Below are 15,390 nucleotides of genomic sequence, written 5' to 3'. Positions count from 1 at the left end.
TTCCCTGTGTGCGACTGAGGCCCGGTCCCTAGTAGCTCGAAGGCACACCCGGTGTGAGCAGATGCGTCTCCGACCCGTGCAGGGCCGGCGAGAAGACGCACATCAGCGTCATGCCGTGCTCCGAGCGGAGCACGTGCGGCTCGCCCATACCCGGGGCGTACAGCATCCCCGGCTTGATGTCGAACAGGCCGTCGGCCGTCTCCACGGAACCGGAGCCGGACACGCAGTAGCAGACCTCTTGGTGGTTGTCGTACCGCAGATACGACTCGCTGCCCGGCTGTACGTACGTCTCGGTCAGGCCGAAACCCAATTCATCGGCCTGAACGAGCAGCCTCCGGCTCGTTCCATTACCCCAGTTCACGTCGCATTCGCTTCCCACGACATCTTCAACCGAGCGAACCAGCAAGGTACACCTGCCCAGGAGTCAGTATTTCCGTCAGGGTCGGGTATCGAGTCTATGGAAAGCGGCATCGGTATTCCACGGGAAGTACGGGTATAGCCACCTGGCTATGCCTTTCGGTGCGCCCGCACGGGCGCACCCCCGGTGGGGCGGGGGTGTTGTTTCGGCATCGAAATCTGTAGCTTGCGGGAGCGTTGCCTCGACCATCACGGAGTTCAGAAATGACACAGTCACAAGAGAACGTCCACATCGACCGCAACGACCCCGGCCGCAACGACCCCGACCGCAACGACCTCTTCTCCTCGGCCGAACTGCGCACGCTCACCCGTCGGTCCAGCGCGCAGGCACTGCGCCGCTCCGCGATACACGCCGTGCTGTACGCGGTCCCCGTGACCGGTGCCCTGGTCATCGGCACCTGGTGGGCCATCGGGCTCGGCTGGGTGCTTGCCGCCGTCGTGGTCGCCTCGCTGCACAACCTGCTGCACTGCGCCTCGCACGGCACCTTCATGAACACGTACCGCGGGAATCGGATCGCCGGACAGATCGCCGGCACGTTCATCCTCGTCAACAGCGCGCTGTACCGGGTGTTCCACATGCACCACCACCGCAACACCCATACCGCGGACGACCCGGAACCCGACGGCATCATCACCACGCTGCGGGAATACGCGACCGCTATGATCAACTTCGACTATTTCGTCGGTTTCCTGCGGATGTCGGTGGCCTCACTGGGAAACCGCTACCCCTATTTCGTCACGACCGACCGGGCCCGCTCCGCCATTCGCCGCGACACCTGGATCCTGCTTCTGTGGATCGCCGTCGTCGTCGCCCTGACCATTCTCTGGCCGCTGGTGATGCTCACCGTGTACATCATGCCGACCTGCATTGCCTGGGTGTTGAACAACTTCTCCATCATGCCCGAGCACTATTACGCGGAGCGTTCCGACAATCCCTGGCGTAATACGAATTCGGTCTACACGAAGAGCAAGTGGTTCAGCTTCCTGAACTGGAACACGAACTACCACGCCGAGCACCACCTCTATCCCGGGGTCCCGGCGTGGCACCTGCACGAGGTGTCGAAGCAGGTCCGCGCACATCTCGCCTGCACGGAAACGTCCTACATCCGCTTCCACATCCGTCTGCTGTCCGACATCGTCAGCGGCCGCGCGAAGGAACAGGACGAGGCCTTCGTGCCGCAGGAGGGCCGTGCGACGAGCTTCATCTACCCGTTGCGCAAGGCCGAGTGAGCGCAGAGCGCGGCGGGGTGCCAAGCTTCCGCAACATCGCGTTGCGCCGCTCCAGGGCGGAGGCGGTGGTCGGGAACAGCGCGGCGTCGCCCTCGCCCACCTGGTCCTGATGGGCTGTCACGAAGGGGCGGGTGTCGTGCTCGTACGCGGCGAAACCGGCGGCGTGGCCCCTGCCGACCAGGGAACGGGCGAGCATGTACGCGCCGACGAGCGCGAGGCTCGTCCCCTGACCGGTCAGGAACGAGGGCGCGTACGCCGCGTCGCCCACCAGCGCGACCCGGCCGCTCGACCAGCGGGGCAGCCGGATCTGGCTGACCACGTCGAAGAACAGGTCGTCCGCGGCACGCAGGGCGGTGAGCATCCCGGGAACCTCCCACCCCGCGTCGGCGAACACCCCGGCGACCAGGTCCCGTTGCGCGTGCGGGTCCCTGAACGCGTGAAACGGCGGCTCCGGGTGGGCGAAGTTGAGCAAGGCGTGCACGTGGCCGCCGTCCCCGGCGGCGTAGAGCGCCGCGGCTCTGCCCGGGGTGTTCCACATCGTGACCTCGTCGGTGAGCCCGAAGGAGTTGCGCAGGGTGAAGCCGGCGAAGCAGTAACCGAGGTAGCGGTGGAACTGCTCCTCGGGCCCGAACAGGAACTCGCGGGTACGGGAGTGCACGCCGTCCGCGCCGAACACCATGTCGAACGTACGGCTGCCGCCCCCGCGGAACGTGACGTCGACCCCGTGTTCCGACTGGTCGAGGGTCTCGATGCGGTCGTCGAACAGGAACTCCACGTCGCCACGGACCGCCCCGTAGAGGGCCTCGGTGAGATCCCCGCGCCGCACCTCCAGATCCTCGCCACCGACGCCGCCGGTGAGGTGGTGCGGGTCGACCGAGGCCACCTCGGTGCCGTCTCCGTCGAGGAAGGTCAGCCGGCGCAAGTCGATGTGGACGTCGCGCAGTTGCGGCAGGATGCCCATTCTGCGGACGACCTCCAGTGCGGTGCCGCGGATGTCGACGGGGTAGCCGCCGCCGCGCAGCGCACTCGCCTTCTCGACCACGGTGACGGCGTATCCGTAGCGGTTCAGCCAGTACGCGAGGGCGGGCCCCGCGATGCTGGCACCGGAGATCAGGACGCGGGAAACGGGCGGGGCGGGGGTCTGGGTGGGGATCCGAGTGGGGTTCATTCCTTGACTCCTTTGCTCATGGTGCGGGTGACGAGCAGGGACAGCGCCGTGACGACGGCGGCCACGGCGAAGCCGATGACGAACGCGGACTCGGCCGGGTCGTTCGCGCCCGCGGGGGTGCCCGCGGTGAGGATCGCGCCACTGACCTGCACACCCACGGCGAAGCCGAGCACGCGGGTCACCAGGACCAGGCTCGTGGCGATGCCGGTGTCACCCCGATCGACGGAGGTGGCGGTGCTGGTCACCATCGCCGTGACGCACAGGCCGTTGGCGAACGCGACCAGCACCTTGCCCAGGACGAGGTGCCAGATCTCGCCGTGCACCGCCGACAGGCCGAGCAGCGCGGCGACCATGAGGACGATCCCGGTGGTGACCACGGCACGCGAGCCGTGACGCCGGGCTGCCATCCCGCTGACCGGCCCGGCGATCGACGCGGCCACGGCTCCGGGCAGCAGATAGAAGCCGATCTCGGTGGCGCTCGCCCCGAAGCCGTACGTGCCGGAGGAGACCTCGAACAGCTGCGGGAGGAGATAGACCGGCACCGAGGTGCCCGCGCAGATCACGAACGTCAGCACGCACGACTTCCAGACCGCGGGCCGCGCCAGCATGCGCAGATCGACCATGGGCGATGCGGCACGACGCTCGACGGCGACCCACGCGGTCACGAAGCCGGCGAGCACTAGGACGAGGACGCACAGGACGAGGGGCTGTGAGCCGATCTCGGGCGCCAGCGCGAGGACGAGCATGAGCGTCACCAGCGTTCCGCTCAGCAGGAACAGTCCGGGCCAGTCGACCCCCGAGTCGGCCGACCGGCGCGGTGCGTCCCCCGGCATCAGCATGTGCAACAGGACCGTGGCGACGGCGACCGCGATGGTCGGCAGGGCGAACATCCAGTGCCGGGACAGCCCTTCCGCCACGGGCCCGGCCGACAGCGTTCCCGCCATGCCGCCCGCCACGAAGAGCCCGCTGACCACCCCGATGGCCACCTTCGACTCCCCGGCGGGGAGGTGTTCGCGCACCAGGATGAACGACAGCGGCAGCGCGCCCACCATCGCCCCTTGCAGCACCTGGCCGAGCAGCAGCACGGGCAGGTTCGGCGCGAGCGAGGAGACGAGACCGCCGGTGACGACGACGGCCATCAGCCGTACGAGGACCCGTTTTCCGCCGTAGCGATCACCGAACTTGCCCGCGACCGGGGTGACGAGCGCGCCGGTGATGAGCAGCACGACGCTGAGTAACGCCCCTTCGGCGCGGCTGATGCCGAGTTCGCGTTGCAGGAGGGGGAGCGTCGGTGTGACCACTGATTCCAGGGCTCCGGTGGCGACGGCCAGCATGCCGAGGGCCCCGACGGCGGCTTTCCCGATGTGAAGTGGGGGAGCGAGTGTCGTTGTTGCAGTCATGCGGAGCTACACTACACCGTGCAGTGTAGTTTGGGGAGTGGCTACGATGGGTCCATGCCGACGACGAAGACGCCGACGCCCAAGACACCGAACACGAGAACCTCGCCCACGAAAACCCTGCGCGAGGGGTCCGCCCAGAAGCGGGCCGCGATCCTCTCGGCGGCCCGTGAACTGTTCCTCGCCGACGGCTTCGACCGCTCCAGCGTCGACGCGGTCGCCGCCCGGGCCGAGGTGTCCAAGCGGACGGTCTACGACTACTTCGGCGACAAACAGACGCTGCTCCAGGCCGTCGTCGACGCGATCGGCGAGTCGATGATCACCACGATCCGCCGCACCCTCGACGAGACCCTCACCGACCTCGGCGGCCTCACCGGGCCCGCCGACCTCGAAGGCGCGCTGGTCACGTTCTCGATGCGGATCTCGACGGACATGCTCGGCTCGGCGGAGTACGCGACGCTGCAACGCCTGGTCCGCGCGGAATCCGGCCACTTGCCGCACCGGGGCTACAACACCATGGCCGACACCCCCGACGAGGCGCTCGCCGAACGGCTCGCCGCGCTCGCCGCGGCCGGACTCCTGCACGTCCCCGACTCCCGGCTCGCGGCCGACCAGTTCATCGCGCTGACCTTCGGCGTCGCGCTGGACAGGCTGGGTTCCGCGAACGCGGCGCAGGACACGCGGGTCAGGCCGCTGGTGGTCGAGGGAGTACGGACGTTCCTGCGGGCTTACCGGGCGGCGTAGGTGTGGGTGTGGGGAGAGCGGGAAGCGCCGGTGGCGGCGAGGACCCCCTCGCCGCCACCGGCGCTTCCCGCTTTCGTCTTCTCCCTCTCGTCCTTCCCGCGGCTCAACTCACCAGGTCTTGCGCTCGAACGCCGCGGGCCCGGTCACCAGGGTGTGCGCAGGAACATCTTTGCTGACCACGGTCCCGGCGCCGACCACGGCACCGGCTCCGATGGTCACACCGGGCAGCACCGTCACCCCGGCGCCGAGCCACGCACCGGCGCCGATGGTGATGGGCGCCCGCGTGATGAACTCGGGCCGCTCGGACGCGCGGATCGGGTGATCGGAGGAGATCAGGTTGGTCTTCGGTCCGATCAGCACGCCGTCGCCCAGCCGAATCCCGCCCTGGTCGTAGAAGGTGCAGGACTGGTTGACGAAGACGTGCTCGCCGAACTCGATGCGGAGCCCGTGATCCGTGTAGAAGGGCGGATAGACGGTGACGGAAGCGGGCAGCGGCCTGCCGATGATGTCGGACAGCAGAGCGGCACGCCCATCCTTGTCGTCAAAGGGCAGCACGTTGAGCCGTGAGGTGAGCGCGGTGACGTACTCGATGCGCTCGGCGACACGCGCCCATTCGGGGGTGTGGATGTAGAGACGGTTCTGATCGGGCATGAGGACTCCTCACGAGGGCAGGGCACAAGGCCCTCCGAGCGATGGGGTGACCAACCAAAGGTTGACCGGCCCCATAGAACAGACCGCCCCGCACAGGCATCAAGCAACAACCGATACGCACAGGAACAACACTTGGTTGTCCGCCTAGGATGGGAGGCATGGACGTCACCGCTGTGCGCACCTACATCGCCGTAGTGGAGGCGGAGCAGTTCCAAGAAGCCGCCGTCGACCTGTCGGTCACCCCGCAGGCGGTGTCGAAGCGTGTGGCCGCACTGGAAAAGGAACTGGGCGTCCAGCTGTTCACGCGTGATGCGCGCGGAGCGAAGCCGACCATCGACGGGCAGGCATTCCTGCCCCACGCCCGGGCATTTCTCCGGGCCGCGGAACGTGCCGTCGCCTCCGTGCAACCGGGGCACCGCGCGCTCCGTGTCGACGTGATCGGCCGTCGGCTCTCCCTGGTCGGTCTGCTGCGCGGATTCCACCGCGCCCACCCCGACACCGAACTGGACGTCGTGACGCTGTTCGACTCCGCCACGGCGCTGGCCGCGGTACGCGACGGAGTCATCGACGCGACGTTCCGCGCTGTCACGATGCCGGGCCAGCGGCTCCCGCCCGGCGTCGAAGCCACCCCCGTCCTCGACGAGCCGCTGCACCTGTTCACGGGCCCGGACCACGAGTTCGCCGACGCCCCCGCGATCCGCCCCGCCCAGCTCGCCGGCCACCGCATCTGGATGCCCGGCAACCTGCCGGGCACCGAGTGGGCGGCCTACTACGACGAACTCGCCGCCACCTTCGGCTTCACCGTCGACCCGGTCGGCCCGGACTTCGGCATCGAGCCCCTGCTCGACACCATCGCCAACTCCACGACCCTGGGCACCTTCGTCAGCGAACAGACCCCCCTGGTCTGGCCCGCGGGCCACGACCTGCGCCGCATCCCCCTCAGGGACCCGACCCCCGTCTACATCCACGCCCTCATCTGGCGCCCCGACAACCCCCACCCGGCCCTGACAGCCCTCCGCGACCACCTCACCGCGGCCTACCCGGGACGCCCCGACACCGGAACCTGGACACCGGCGTGGACCGAGAGCAGGACCTCTACTTCTCCCAGCCCACCGTCTCGGGCAGCGGATTGTGGAAGATGGTCGCGCCCACGTTGGCCAGGCCCTTCTTGACGCTGTACGTCGACGGGCCGCTGTAGAGGGGGAGCCTGGCGTAGTCCTGGAGGGCCTTGCGTTCGACCTTGTTCGCCGCCGTTGCCTGCTTGTCCGGATCGGCGATGTCGCTCGTGGCGCGGATCTCCTTGTCCAGTTCTGGGGACCCGGCGCCCGTGAGGTTGGAGTCGCGGTCCGAGCAGTACATCTCGCAGAGGTAGCGGGCCCCGAAGGGGTCCATGGAGCGGTTGCCCGAGAGGAACAGGTCGAACTTCCGCTCACTGAGGATGCTGGAGAAGTCCGCCTGGTCGGCCTTCTCGATGGTGAGGCGGATGCCGGACTGCTTCAGCATCGCGGCGAGCGCGCCGGCCGTCGCCTTGCCCAGCGGGTCGTCGCCCATCAGCGTGTACCCGACCTCGAGCTTCTTGCCGCCCTTCGCCCGGATCCCGTCGCCCCCGGGCTTCCAGCCCGCCGCGTCGAGCTCCTTCTTCGCCCGGTCGGGCCCGTACTTCAGGACAGCCGATACGTTGTCCTCGTACCCCTTCTGGAAGCTGTAGAGCAAGGACGAGCCGGGCAGCGGCTCCTCGTAGTCCAGGCCCTGGAACTGGATCTTCGCGAGCTGGCCGCGGTCGACGCTTTCCTGGATCGCCTTGCGCACCGTCCTGTCCCCGAGGACGGCGGACTTGGTGTTGAAGTACAGCGAGTACTCGAACGGGCTGCCGCCGCTCCGGATCTCCGTGCCTTTGAGCCCCTTCAGCTGCTTCAGGCTCTCGGCGTCGACCGCGGAGACATAGTCGAGCTGGCCGTTCTTGAAGGCGTTGACCGCCGCGGTCGACTCCAGGTTCACGTAGACACGCTTGTCGAGCTTGCCCTTCCTGCCCCACCACTTCGCGTTGCGGACGAACGTGATGTTGCCCGAGTGGGTGTCCCACTTGCCGACCGTGTACGGGCCCGCGCCCCACTCGGGATGCGCCTTCTTCACGTACGCCTTGTTGAACTGGTCGAGCTTCGCAGCCTTCGGATGCAGGAACGTGGTGAACAGGCTCGGCCAGGAGGCGTTGACGCCCTTGAAGGTGATGACGGCCTGCTTGTCGTCCTTGCCGCGCGCGACGTCGGTGATCTGTTCATAGCCGTCGGTGGTCGAGGCCGCGTAGTCCTCGTCGGAGCCGTTGTTGGCCTGCCAGGTGGCCTCGATCGCGGTCCAGTCGATCGGTGTTCCGTCGTTGAAGGTGGCCTTCTTGTTGATCGTCAGGACGACCTTCTGATTGCCGTCGTCCCCGACGGAGACCTTCACATCGCTGAAGTAGTCCCGGTTGTACCGCACTTCACCGGTCGGCGAGAAGGTGATCGCGTTCGCGTTGTACCAGGCCCACACCCGGGACGCCGTCAGCGTGGCATTGACGTGGAACGGATTGCCCTGCTCGTCGAACGTCCCCGCTGTCGTATAGGTCCCGCCGTCCCTGAGCTTGTCGTACGCCGTCGGGTTGTAGTCGGCGGCTCCCGAAGCGGTGGACGAGGTGCTCCTCGAACCGGAACGGGCGGTGCCGTCGCCGGACGGGGACTGGCATGCGGTGGCGGTGACGGAGATGGCTGCCACGAGGGCGACGGGGAGGGCGAGTCTTGCGCGCATGGGGGAGGGTCCTTGGGTCGAAGTCGAAGGTAGAGGTGGTGAAGGCAGGAGCGGGAACGGGCGTCCGGGGGCCCGAGGGATCGGGCGTCGGCTACGCGGCGTGGCAGGCGTACGCGTGCGTCCGCTGCCCCGGCACCGACCTGGTCGCGGGCCGCTCCGTACGGCAGCGCTCCCGGACGTCGTCGTCGGCGGACCGGTACAGGGGGCAGCGGTCGACGAACACGCAGCCGCGCGGCAGGTCCGTGGCGCGCGGCTGCTCGCCCTCCAGGACGATCCGTTCACGGGCGCGTTCGCGCTCCGGGTCGGGGACCGGGATCGCTGACAGGAGCGCGCGTGTGTACGGGTGCTTCGGATCGGAGAAGAGCGTCTCCGTGTCGCCGGACTCGACGATGTGCCCCAGGTACATCACCGCGATGCGGTCGCAGATGTACCGGACCACGGCCAGGTCGTGGGCGACCATGAGATAGGCGAGCCCCAGCTCATGCTTGAGCCGCCCGAGCAGATTGATCACCCCGGCCTGCACCGATACGTCCAGGGCGGAGAGCGGCTCGTCGAGGGCGAGCAGTTTCGGGTCGGTGGCCAGGGCGCGGGCGATGCCGACGCGTTGGCGCTGGCCACCGGAGAGCGCGGCCGGGAAGCGGTCGCTCACCGCGGGGTCGAGACCGACGAGCGTCAGCAGCTCGTGGACGCGGGACCGGATGGCGTCGCGGTCGCGCCCGACGGCGCGCAGGGGTTCGGCGAGCAACTGGTGCACGGTGAGACGCGGATCCAGGGCGCCCGTCGGGTCCTGCATGACGATCTGCACGTCGTGCCGCAGGGTGCGCCCGCGCCGACCGGCGACGGCATCCGTGCCCGCCGCTGTACCGACCTCCCTGCCCCCGATCTCGATCCGCCCGCCCTCCGGTCGGCGCAGCCGCAGGATCTCCATCAGCGTCGTCGTCTTGCCGCTGCCCGACTCGCCCACCAGGCCCAGCGTCTCTCCGGCGCGCAGCTCGAAGCCGACCCCGTTGACCGCGTGCAGCGTGCCGACCTTGCGCTTGATGAACGCACCCTTGGTGACGGGGAACGTCTTGACGAGGTCCTCGACGCGCAGCACCACATCGCCGCCCACGGCACGCCCGAGGTCCCCCTCCCGCCCGACGGGCACGACGCCGCCGTCCGAACCGGGCCTGCCGTCACCGATCCCGGCCGGATCCACCGTGCCGTCCGCGATCTCGGCCGCCCGCAGGCACGCCACATCCCCGTGCCCCGCGACGTGGCGCAGCCCCGGTTCGTCCGCGCGGCACGCGTCGAGTGCGACGGCGCACCGGCTCGCGAAGGGGCAGCCGCCGGGCAGACCCGACAGGGCGGGCGGCTCGCCGCCGATGGGGACGAGGGGACGACGGACGCCGCCGTCCACCCTCGGCACCGCGGCCAGGAGCCGCGCGGTGTACGGCATCGTCGGCCTGCGGAACAGCGCGTGCACGTCCGCCTTCTCCACGAAGCGCCCCGCGTACATGACGGCGACGTCGTCCGCATGGCCCGCCACGACGCCGAGGTCATGGGTGATCAGGACGAGCCCCGCGCCGGTCTCCCGCTGCGCGAGACGCAGTACGTCGAGGATCTGCGCCTGCACGGTGACGTCGAGCGCGGTCGTGGGCTCGTCGGCCACCAGCACACGCGGCCGGTTGGCGATCGCCATGGCGATGACCACGCGCTGGCGCATGCCGCCGGAGAACTCGTGGGGGAAGGACGCGGCCCGGCCCCGCGCGTCGGGGATGCCGACGAGGTCGAGGAGTTCGACGGCCTGCTCCCAGGCCGCCCTCTTCGTCAGGTTCTGGTGGACCCGCAGCGCGTCCGAGAGCAGTCGGCCCACGGAGAAGATGGGGGTGAGCGCGGACAGGGGGTCCTGGAAGACCATGCCGATGGATGCGCCCCGTACCCGCGACAGCGCTCGGTCGTCGAGGCCCGTCAGGTCCTGGTCGCCGAGGCGGACCTGACCGCGCAGGTCGGCGGTGGGCGGCAGCAGCCCCATGATGCCCATCGCGGTCGCCGACTTGCCCGAGCCGGACTCGCCGACGATGCCGAGGGTGCGCCCCGGCAGCAGATCGAAGCTGACGCCGCGCACCGCTTCGACGGGCCCGGCCTCGGAGGGGAAGGAGATCCGCAGGTCCCGTACGGACAGCACGGGGGCGGCGGCGCCCACGGAGGAGACCTCGTCGCGCGAAGTCGTGGTGAGTGTCATCGTCGGCCTCCCGCCGCGCCGGTCACAGAGGTGGGGTCGAGGGCGTCGCGCAGCCCGTCGCCGATGAAGGTCATCGACACGGTGAGCAGTACGACGAGGCCCGCCGGAAAGGCGAAGAGCCAGGGTGCGCTGGTGATGGTGGCCGCACCGTCCGCGAGCATCGTGCCGAGGGAGACATCCGGCGTGTGGACGCCGAACCCGAGGAACGAGAGCGCGGTCTCACTGAGCACGGTCGTCACGACGCCGAGCGTCAGGTTGATGATGAGCAAGGAGCCGAGGTTGGGGATGATGTGGCGCAGGATGATGCGCAGGGGGCGTACGCCCATGAACTCCGCCGCCGTCACGTAGTCCCGTTCACGCAGCGACGTCGAGACGGACCAGATGACGCGGGCCGTGGACATCCAGCCGAACAGGGTGAGTACGAGGATGAGGGCGCGCCAGTCACCGGCCAGGCGGTTGGACACCAGCGCGAGGATGAGGAACGAGGGGACGATCAGCAGGAAGTGGATGACGGCGAGCGTCAGCCGCTCCACCCGGCCGCCGAAGTACGCGGCGCTCGCACCGACGACCGCGGCGACGACGACCGTCAGGACGGACACGCTCACGGCGATCACGAGCGACCGCCGCAGACCGTGCACCGCACTGGCGTAGATGTCGTTGCCGCCCTGGTTGGTGCCGAACCAGTGCACGTCGCTCGGCGGCTGGGTGAGGGCGGTGAAGTCGGCGTCGGTGTGGGTGTAGGACGTGAAAAGGCCGCCGACAACGCTGAACAGCACGAGCAGCGCGAAGATCACGACACCGGCGACGGCGAGGCGGTTGCGCACGAAACGACGCAGGTAGAGCCGCCCGCGCCCGAGCTCTCCGCGCGGCCGGACGGCAACGGTGCCGCTGTCGGTCTCGGCATGGGTATCGGGATCGGTCACGGTCGCCATGTCAGTTCACCCGCACTCTCGGGTCGAGGAAGACCGTGGCGATGTCCGCGAGGATCGCGCCGATCGCGGTGAGCACCGCGGCGAACGCGGCCGTCGCGACCGTGCCGTGCACGTCGTTCTTGCTGATGGTCTGGATGAAGTAGCGGCCCATGCCGTTCCAACCGAAGATCGTTTCGGTGATGACGGCGCCGGTGAAGACGGCGGGCACGCTGAACGCCACGGACGCCGCCGTCGGGATCAGCGCGGCGCGCAGCGCGTGCTTCCGGACGGCCTGGCCACGGGTAAGGCCGGTGGCCTGCGCGGTGCGCACGAAGTCGGAGTTGATCGTGTCGAGCAGCAGGGACCGCTGCGTCAGGTGGTAGCCCACGTACCCCATGAGTGTCAGCGTCAGGGTCGGCAGGATCAGGTGCAGGAGGCGGTCGCCGATCGTCGGGAGCAGTCCCTGTACGTCGGGCGAATTCTCCCCGGCGACGTACAGGAAGTGGAATCCGGCGTGCTGGTTGAGCCAGATGGCGACGAACACCACGGCGAGCGCCGCGACGGGCGTCGGGACGTTGAACAGCGCGATGGATATCGCCTGTGAGACGCGGTCGGCGGGGCCGTACTGGCGTGCCGCGGTGTAGACGGCGAGCGCGACCCCGATCGCGACGGACAGAATGGTGGCCGCGACGACCAACTCGGCGCTGACGAGGGCGCGGTGGCTGACTTCGCCGTTGACGGAGACGCCGGTGGGCGACCGGCCCCAGTCGAAGTGCAGGGTCACCGAGGTGAGCCAGTTCCACCACCGCTGCACCAACGGCATGCCGGGGTCCAGGTTGTACGGGGCGAGGGCGCCGGAGATCTGCGCCTCGCTGCGGGCGGGCCGCAGCTCCTTGAAGTTCGATCGCGGGTCGAGAAACCAACTGGCCAGGAAGTACGTCGCGTTGGTCGCGACCGCGATCATCAGGAGCCAGCCACCCGCCTTGCGCATCACGTAGCGCACGGCGCGGACCGCCCCCTCACCACACAAGTGGGACGCGCCGGAACGGCGCCGGACAAACAGGTGGAGTACATGTGTGGTGGTGCTTTCTGCGGATGTACGGGTACGGAACGGTGCCGCGAAGGGGCGAATGTCAGCTTGGTCCGTACTGACCGGCCGCGCCAGCTTTTGATCGCTTCCGCCACGAGGCCGCAACACTGTCGCGGAGCGCGCAATGTTCCCGTAGGAGCCGCAATGCTCCCGTAGCAAAACGATCACCTGCGGCGTCAAGGCGAGGCAAAATATCGTCGAGTTGGTCCAGTCCATTGCGCCGGTCCTTTGCGGACGCGGGAGCGTGGCGGAGGGGCCCGGCGTCACGCGGTGGTACGTCCGCGCGACCTCCCGTCCGCGTTGACAGGCCCACGGGCAGTGGTTCTCTGAAAGGTCCGTACCGCAGCAAGCGCGTCCTCACCTCATGAAGGAGAGCCGTGTCCTTACGCAGATTCGTAGACAGGGCCGTACGCAGACCCGAACGCAGATCCTCACCCGGACCCGCTGCCGGACCCCATGGCCGCCCGGCCTTCCCCCGGCGCCTCATCGCCGTCCTCGCCGTGTTCGCCCTGGCGTTGGCCGGACTCACCGCACTCGCGGCCCCCGCCGTCGCCGCCGCCAAGCTCACCGCCACCTTCGTCAGCGAGGGCAGCGGCACGTCCTGGACCGGCAAGTTCGTCGTGAAGAACAGCGGCGACACCGCGGTCAGCACCTGGTCCCTGGAGTTCGACCTGCCCGACGGCGTCACCATCGGCGACCACACGCACGGCACCGCCGAGATCAAGGGCAAGCACGTCGTCGTGACGCCCGCGTACTACAACGCCCGTGTCCCCGCGGGCCGCGACACCGAGCCGTACAGCTACACCTTCCGCGGCAGCGGCCAGCTCAAGCCGCCCACCGGCTGCCTCATCAACGGCGACAAGTGCGACGGCACCGCGGCCGTGCCCCCGAAGGCACCCACGGGGCTGAGTGTCGCCGACGCCACCGCCCGTACCGTCAGCCTGAAGTGGACGGCGGCCGCACAGGGGGACTTCCCCGTCGCCTCGTACGAGGTGCTGCGCGGCGCCACCGTCGTGGCGGCCAGCGCCACCACCCAGGCCACAGTGAGCGGCCTCGAACCGGCGACCGCCTACCAGTTCAGCGTCCGGGCCAAGGACACGCGCGGCAACACGGGGGAGCCGAGTGCCCCCGTCAGCGCGACCACGGTGGACCCGGCGACCGACACGGTGCCACCCACGCCGCCCCGCAACCTCCGTGCCGGTGACGTCACTTCGAGCACCGTGAAGCTCGCCTGGGACGCGGCCACCGACAACCAGCGCGTCGCCGCGTACGACGTCTACCGCGGCACGACCCTCGTGGAGAGCCTGCCCGCCGACACCCTCACCAGCACGGTGGCCGGCCTGACGCCCGCCACCGAGTACTCCTTCACCGTCAGGGCACGGGACGCGGCGGACAACGCGTCGCCCCCGAGCAACACCCTGCCCGTCACCACCAAGGAGGCCGTGGGCCAGGGCGGTTACGCCAAGGTCGGCTACTTCGTGCAGTGGGGCATCTACGGCCGGCAGTACTTCGTCCGGGACCTGGAGACGTCCGGCGCCGCGGGCAAGCTCGACGTCATCAACTACGCCTTCGCCAACATCGACCCCAAGAACCTCACCTGCCTCAACGGCGTCACCAAGGGCACCACACAGAACCCCCAGGACCCCAACCAGGGCGACGGGGCCGGGGACGCCGAGGCCGACTACGGCCGGGCCTTCCCCGCCGGGCAGTCCGTGGACGGCGTCGCCGACGACGGCTGGGGCAAGCTGCGCGGCAACTTCAACCAGCTGAAGAAGCTCAAGGCCAAGCACCCGAACCTCAAGGTGGTCGTCTCGCTCGGCGGCTGGACCTACTCCAAGTACTTCTCCGACGTCGCCAAGACGGACGCCTCGCGGAAGAAGTTCGTCAAGTCCTGCATCGACATGTACATCAAGGGCAACCTGCCCGCGTACAACGGAGCGGGCGGTGACGGCGTCGCCGCGGGCATCTTCGACGGCTTCGACCTGGACTGGGAGTGGCCCGGATCGCCGGACGGCCACCCCGGCAACCACTGGAGCACGGACGACAAGGCCAACAACACCGCCCTGATCGCCGAGTTCCGCCAACAGCTCGACGCGCTCGGCGGCAGCCACCGGCTGCTCACCGCCTTCACCCCGGCCGACCCCAAGAAGATCAACGAAGGCTGGGATCTCAAGGAGGTCTTCAAGTACCTGGACTTCGGCAACGTCCAGGGCTACGACTTCCACGGAGCGGGCAGCGACAACTCCTGGGAACCCAACCGCACGGGCCACCAGGCCAACCTCTACAAGGACGCACAGAGCCCGTACCCCACCGACTTCAGCATCGACGACGCCGTGAAGGCGTACACCGACCAGGGCATCAAGCCGCGCAAGCTGACCATCGGCTTCCCGTTCTACGGGCGCGGCTGGCAGCAGGTCGCCGACGGCGGCGCGCACGGCGAATGGCAGAGCGCCAACGGCGCCGCGCCGGGTCAGTTCCAGGAGGAGGCGGGCACACGCGGCTACGACAACCTCGTCGCGAGCTTCCCGAACCTGACCGTCCATCACGACGAACAGTCCATCTCCACGTACGGCTACACCGGGGCGAACGGCCAGTGGTGGTCCTTCGACGACGTCTGGTCCATCGAGAAGAAGACCCAGTACATCAAGTCCAAGGGTCTGCTCGGCGGAATGATCTGGGAAATGTCGGGAGACACATCGAACAACACCCTGTTCAACGCCTTGGACCGCGGCCTGAAGTAACCCTTTTTGTAGCGCGGCGCGTCCCGGAGGGGACGC

General features: G+C 68.8%; 12 protein-coding genes. 4 read left to right on the top strand and 8 right to left on the bottom strand.

Annotated features, from left to right (window positions below; genetic code table 11):
* Positions 1 to 28 precede the first annotated feature (28 nt).
* Positions 29 to 406 carry an ectoine synthase gene (locus NOO62_RS03890; protein WP_268769478.1) on the bottom strand — a complete coding sequence of 126 codons (378 nt, stop codon included), beginning with the start codon at positions 404 to 406 and terminating at the stop codon, positions 29 to 31.
* A 215-nt stretch (positions 407 to 621) separates the two neighbouring features.
* Here NOO62_RS03890 and NOO62_RS03885 point away from each other — a divergent pair, with 215 nt between their 5' ends.
* Positions 622 to 1,647, top strand: coding sequence for a fatty acid desaturase family protein (locus tag NOO62_RS03885; protein WP_268769477.1), 1,026 nt, complete (start codon positions 622 to 624; stop codon positions 1,645 to 1,647).
* Here NOO62_RS03885 and NOO62_RS03880 read toward each other — a convergent pair.
* Both NOO62_RS03880 and NOO62_RS03875 read right to left on the bottom strand, forming a co-directional pair.
* A complete protein-coding gene (locus tag NOO62_RS03880; protein ID WP_268769476.1) occupies positions 1,619 to 2,815 on the bottom strand; it encodes an FAD-dependent monooxygenase in 1,197 nt (398 codons plus the stop codon). The genes NOO62_RS03885 and NOO62_RS03880 overlap by 29 nt on opposite strands.
* Positions 2,812 to 4,215, bottom strand: a complete 1,404-nt coding sequence (locus NOO62_RS03875) for an MFS transporter (protein WP_268769475.1) — start codon at positions 4,213 to 4,215, stop codon at positions 2,812 to 2,814. The genes NOO62_RS03880 and NOO62_RS03875 overlap by 4 nt, the downstream gene beginning before the upstream one ends.
* Before the next feature lie 54 nt (positions 4,216 to 4,269).
* Between NOO62_RS03875 and NOO62_RS03870 the strand changes: the two genes are divergently transcribed.
* Entirely contained in the window at positions 4,270 to 4,956 is a 687-nt protein-coding gene (locus NOO62_RS03870; RefSeq protein ID WP_268769474.1) for a TetR/AcrR family transcriptional regulator, read from the top strand.
* Positions 4,957 to 5,064: 108 nt separating this feature from the next.
* Here NOO62_RS03870 and NOO62_RS03865 read toward each other — a convergent pair whose 3' ends face one another.
* A complete protein-coding gene (locus NOO62_RS03865; protein ID WP_268769473.1) occupies positions 5,065 to 5,607 on the bottom strand; it encodes a DapH/DapD/GlmU-related protein in 543 nt (180 codons plus the stop codon).
* Positions 5,608 to 5,765: 158 nt separating this feature from the next.
* Here NOO62_RS03865 and NOO62_RS03860 point away from each other — a divergent pair, with 158 nt between their 5' ends.
* The gene (locus NOO62_RS03860) at positions 5,766 to 6,779 is read left to right on the top strand and encodes a LysR family transcriptional regulator (protein ID WP_268769472.1); all 1,014 of its coding nucleotides are present in this window, start codon (positions 5,766 to 5,768) and stop codon (positions 6,777 to 6,779) included.
* On the opposite strand, the gene NOO62_RS03855 is transcribed toward NOO62_RS03860, so the two are convergent.
* The 4 genes from NOO62_RS03855 to NOO62_RS03840 form a co-directional block, all read right to left on the bottom strand.
* A complete protein-coding gene (locus tag NOO62_RS03855) occupies positions 6,703 to 8,388 on the bottom strand; it encodes an ABC transporter family substrate-binding protein (protein ID WP_268769471.1) in 1,686 nt (561 codons plus the stop codon). The genes NOO62_RS03860 and NOO62_RS03855 overlap by 77 nt on opposite strands.
* Positions 8,389 to 8,479: 91 nt before the next feature.
* Positions 8,480 to 10,612: an ABC transporter ATP-binding protein gene (locus NOO62_RS03850; RefSeq protein ID WP_268769470.1), complete on the bottom strand. Its 2,133-nt coding sequence runs from the start codon at positions 10,610 to 10,612 to the stop codon at positions 8,480 to 8,482.
* Positions 10,609 to 11,448 (bottom strand): ABC transporter permease, encoded by an 840-nt coding sequence (locus NOO62_RS03845; RefSeq protein WP_268775459.1) that lies wholly within the window; start codon positions 11,446 to 11,448, stop codon positions 10,609 to 10,611. The genes NOO62_RS03850 and NOO62_RS03845 overlap by 4 nt, the downstream gene beginning before the upstream one ends.
* A gap of 97 nt (positions 11,449 to 11,545) precedes the next feature.
* Positions 11,546 to 12,514 (bottom strand): ABC transporter permease, encoded by a 969-nt coding sequence (locus NOO62_RS03840; RefSeq protein ID WP_321170648.1) that lies wholly within the window; start codon positions 12,512 to 12,514, stop codon positions 11,546 to 11,548.
* Positions 12,515 to 13,098: 584 nt separating this feature from the next.
* Between NOO62_RS03840 and NOO62_RS03835 the strand changes: the two genes are divergently transcribed.
* Positions 13,099 to 15,354: a glycosyl hydrolase family 18 protein gene (locus NOO62_RS03835; protein WP_268775458.1), complete on the top strand. Its 2,256-nt coding sequence runs from the start codon at positions 13,099 to 13,101 to the stop codon at positions 15,352 to 15,354.
* The last annotated feature ends 36 nt before the right edge of the window (positions 15,355 to 15,390 follow it).

Source organism: Streptomyces sp. Je 1-369, from assembly GCF_026810505.1.
GTDB lineage: Bacteria > Actinomycetota > Actinomycetes > Streptomycetales > Streptomycetaceae > Streptomyces.
The sequence above is the reverse complement of the archived record's forward strand: the minus strand, read 5'-3'. Positions and strand labels throughout refer to the sequence as shown.

Coding starts and splice junctions, on each gene's coding strand:
- NOO62_RS03885 (WP_268769477.1), top strand. CDS start 622: ATGACACAGTCACAAGAGAACGTCCACATCGACCGCAACGACCCCGGC.
- NOO62_RS03880 (WP_268769476.1), bottom strand. CDS start 2,815: ATGAACCCCACTCGGATCCCCACCCAGACCCCCGCCCCGCCCGTTTCC.
- NOO62_RS03875 (WP_268769475.1), bottom strand. CDS start 4,215: ATGACTGCAACAACGACACTCGCTCCCCCACTTCACATCGGGAAAGCC.
- NOO62_RS03870 (WP_268769474.1), top strand. CDS start 4,270: ATGCCGACGACGAAGACGCCGACGCCCAAGACACCGAACACGAGAACC.
- NOO62_RS03865 (WP_268769473.1), bottom strand. CDS start 5,607: ATGCCCGATCAGAACCGTCTCTACATCCACACCCCCGAATGGGCGCGT.
- NOO62_RS03860 (WP_268769472.1), top strand. CDS start 5,766: ATGGACGTCACCGCTGTGCGCACCTACATCGCCGTAGTGGAGGCGGAG.
- NOO62_RS03855 (WP_268769471.1), bottom strand. CDS start 8,388: ATGCGCGCAAGACTCGCCCTCCCCGTCGCCCTCGTGGCAGCCATCTCC.
- NOO62_RS03850 (WP_268769470.1), bottom strand. CDS start 10,612: ATGACACTCACCACGACTTCGCGCGACGAGGTCTCCTCCGTGGGCGCC.
- NOO62_RS03840 (WP_321170648.1), bottom strand. CDS start 12,514: ATGCGCAAGGCGGGTGGCTGGCTCCTGATGATCGCGGTCGCGACCAAC.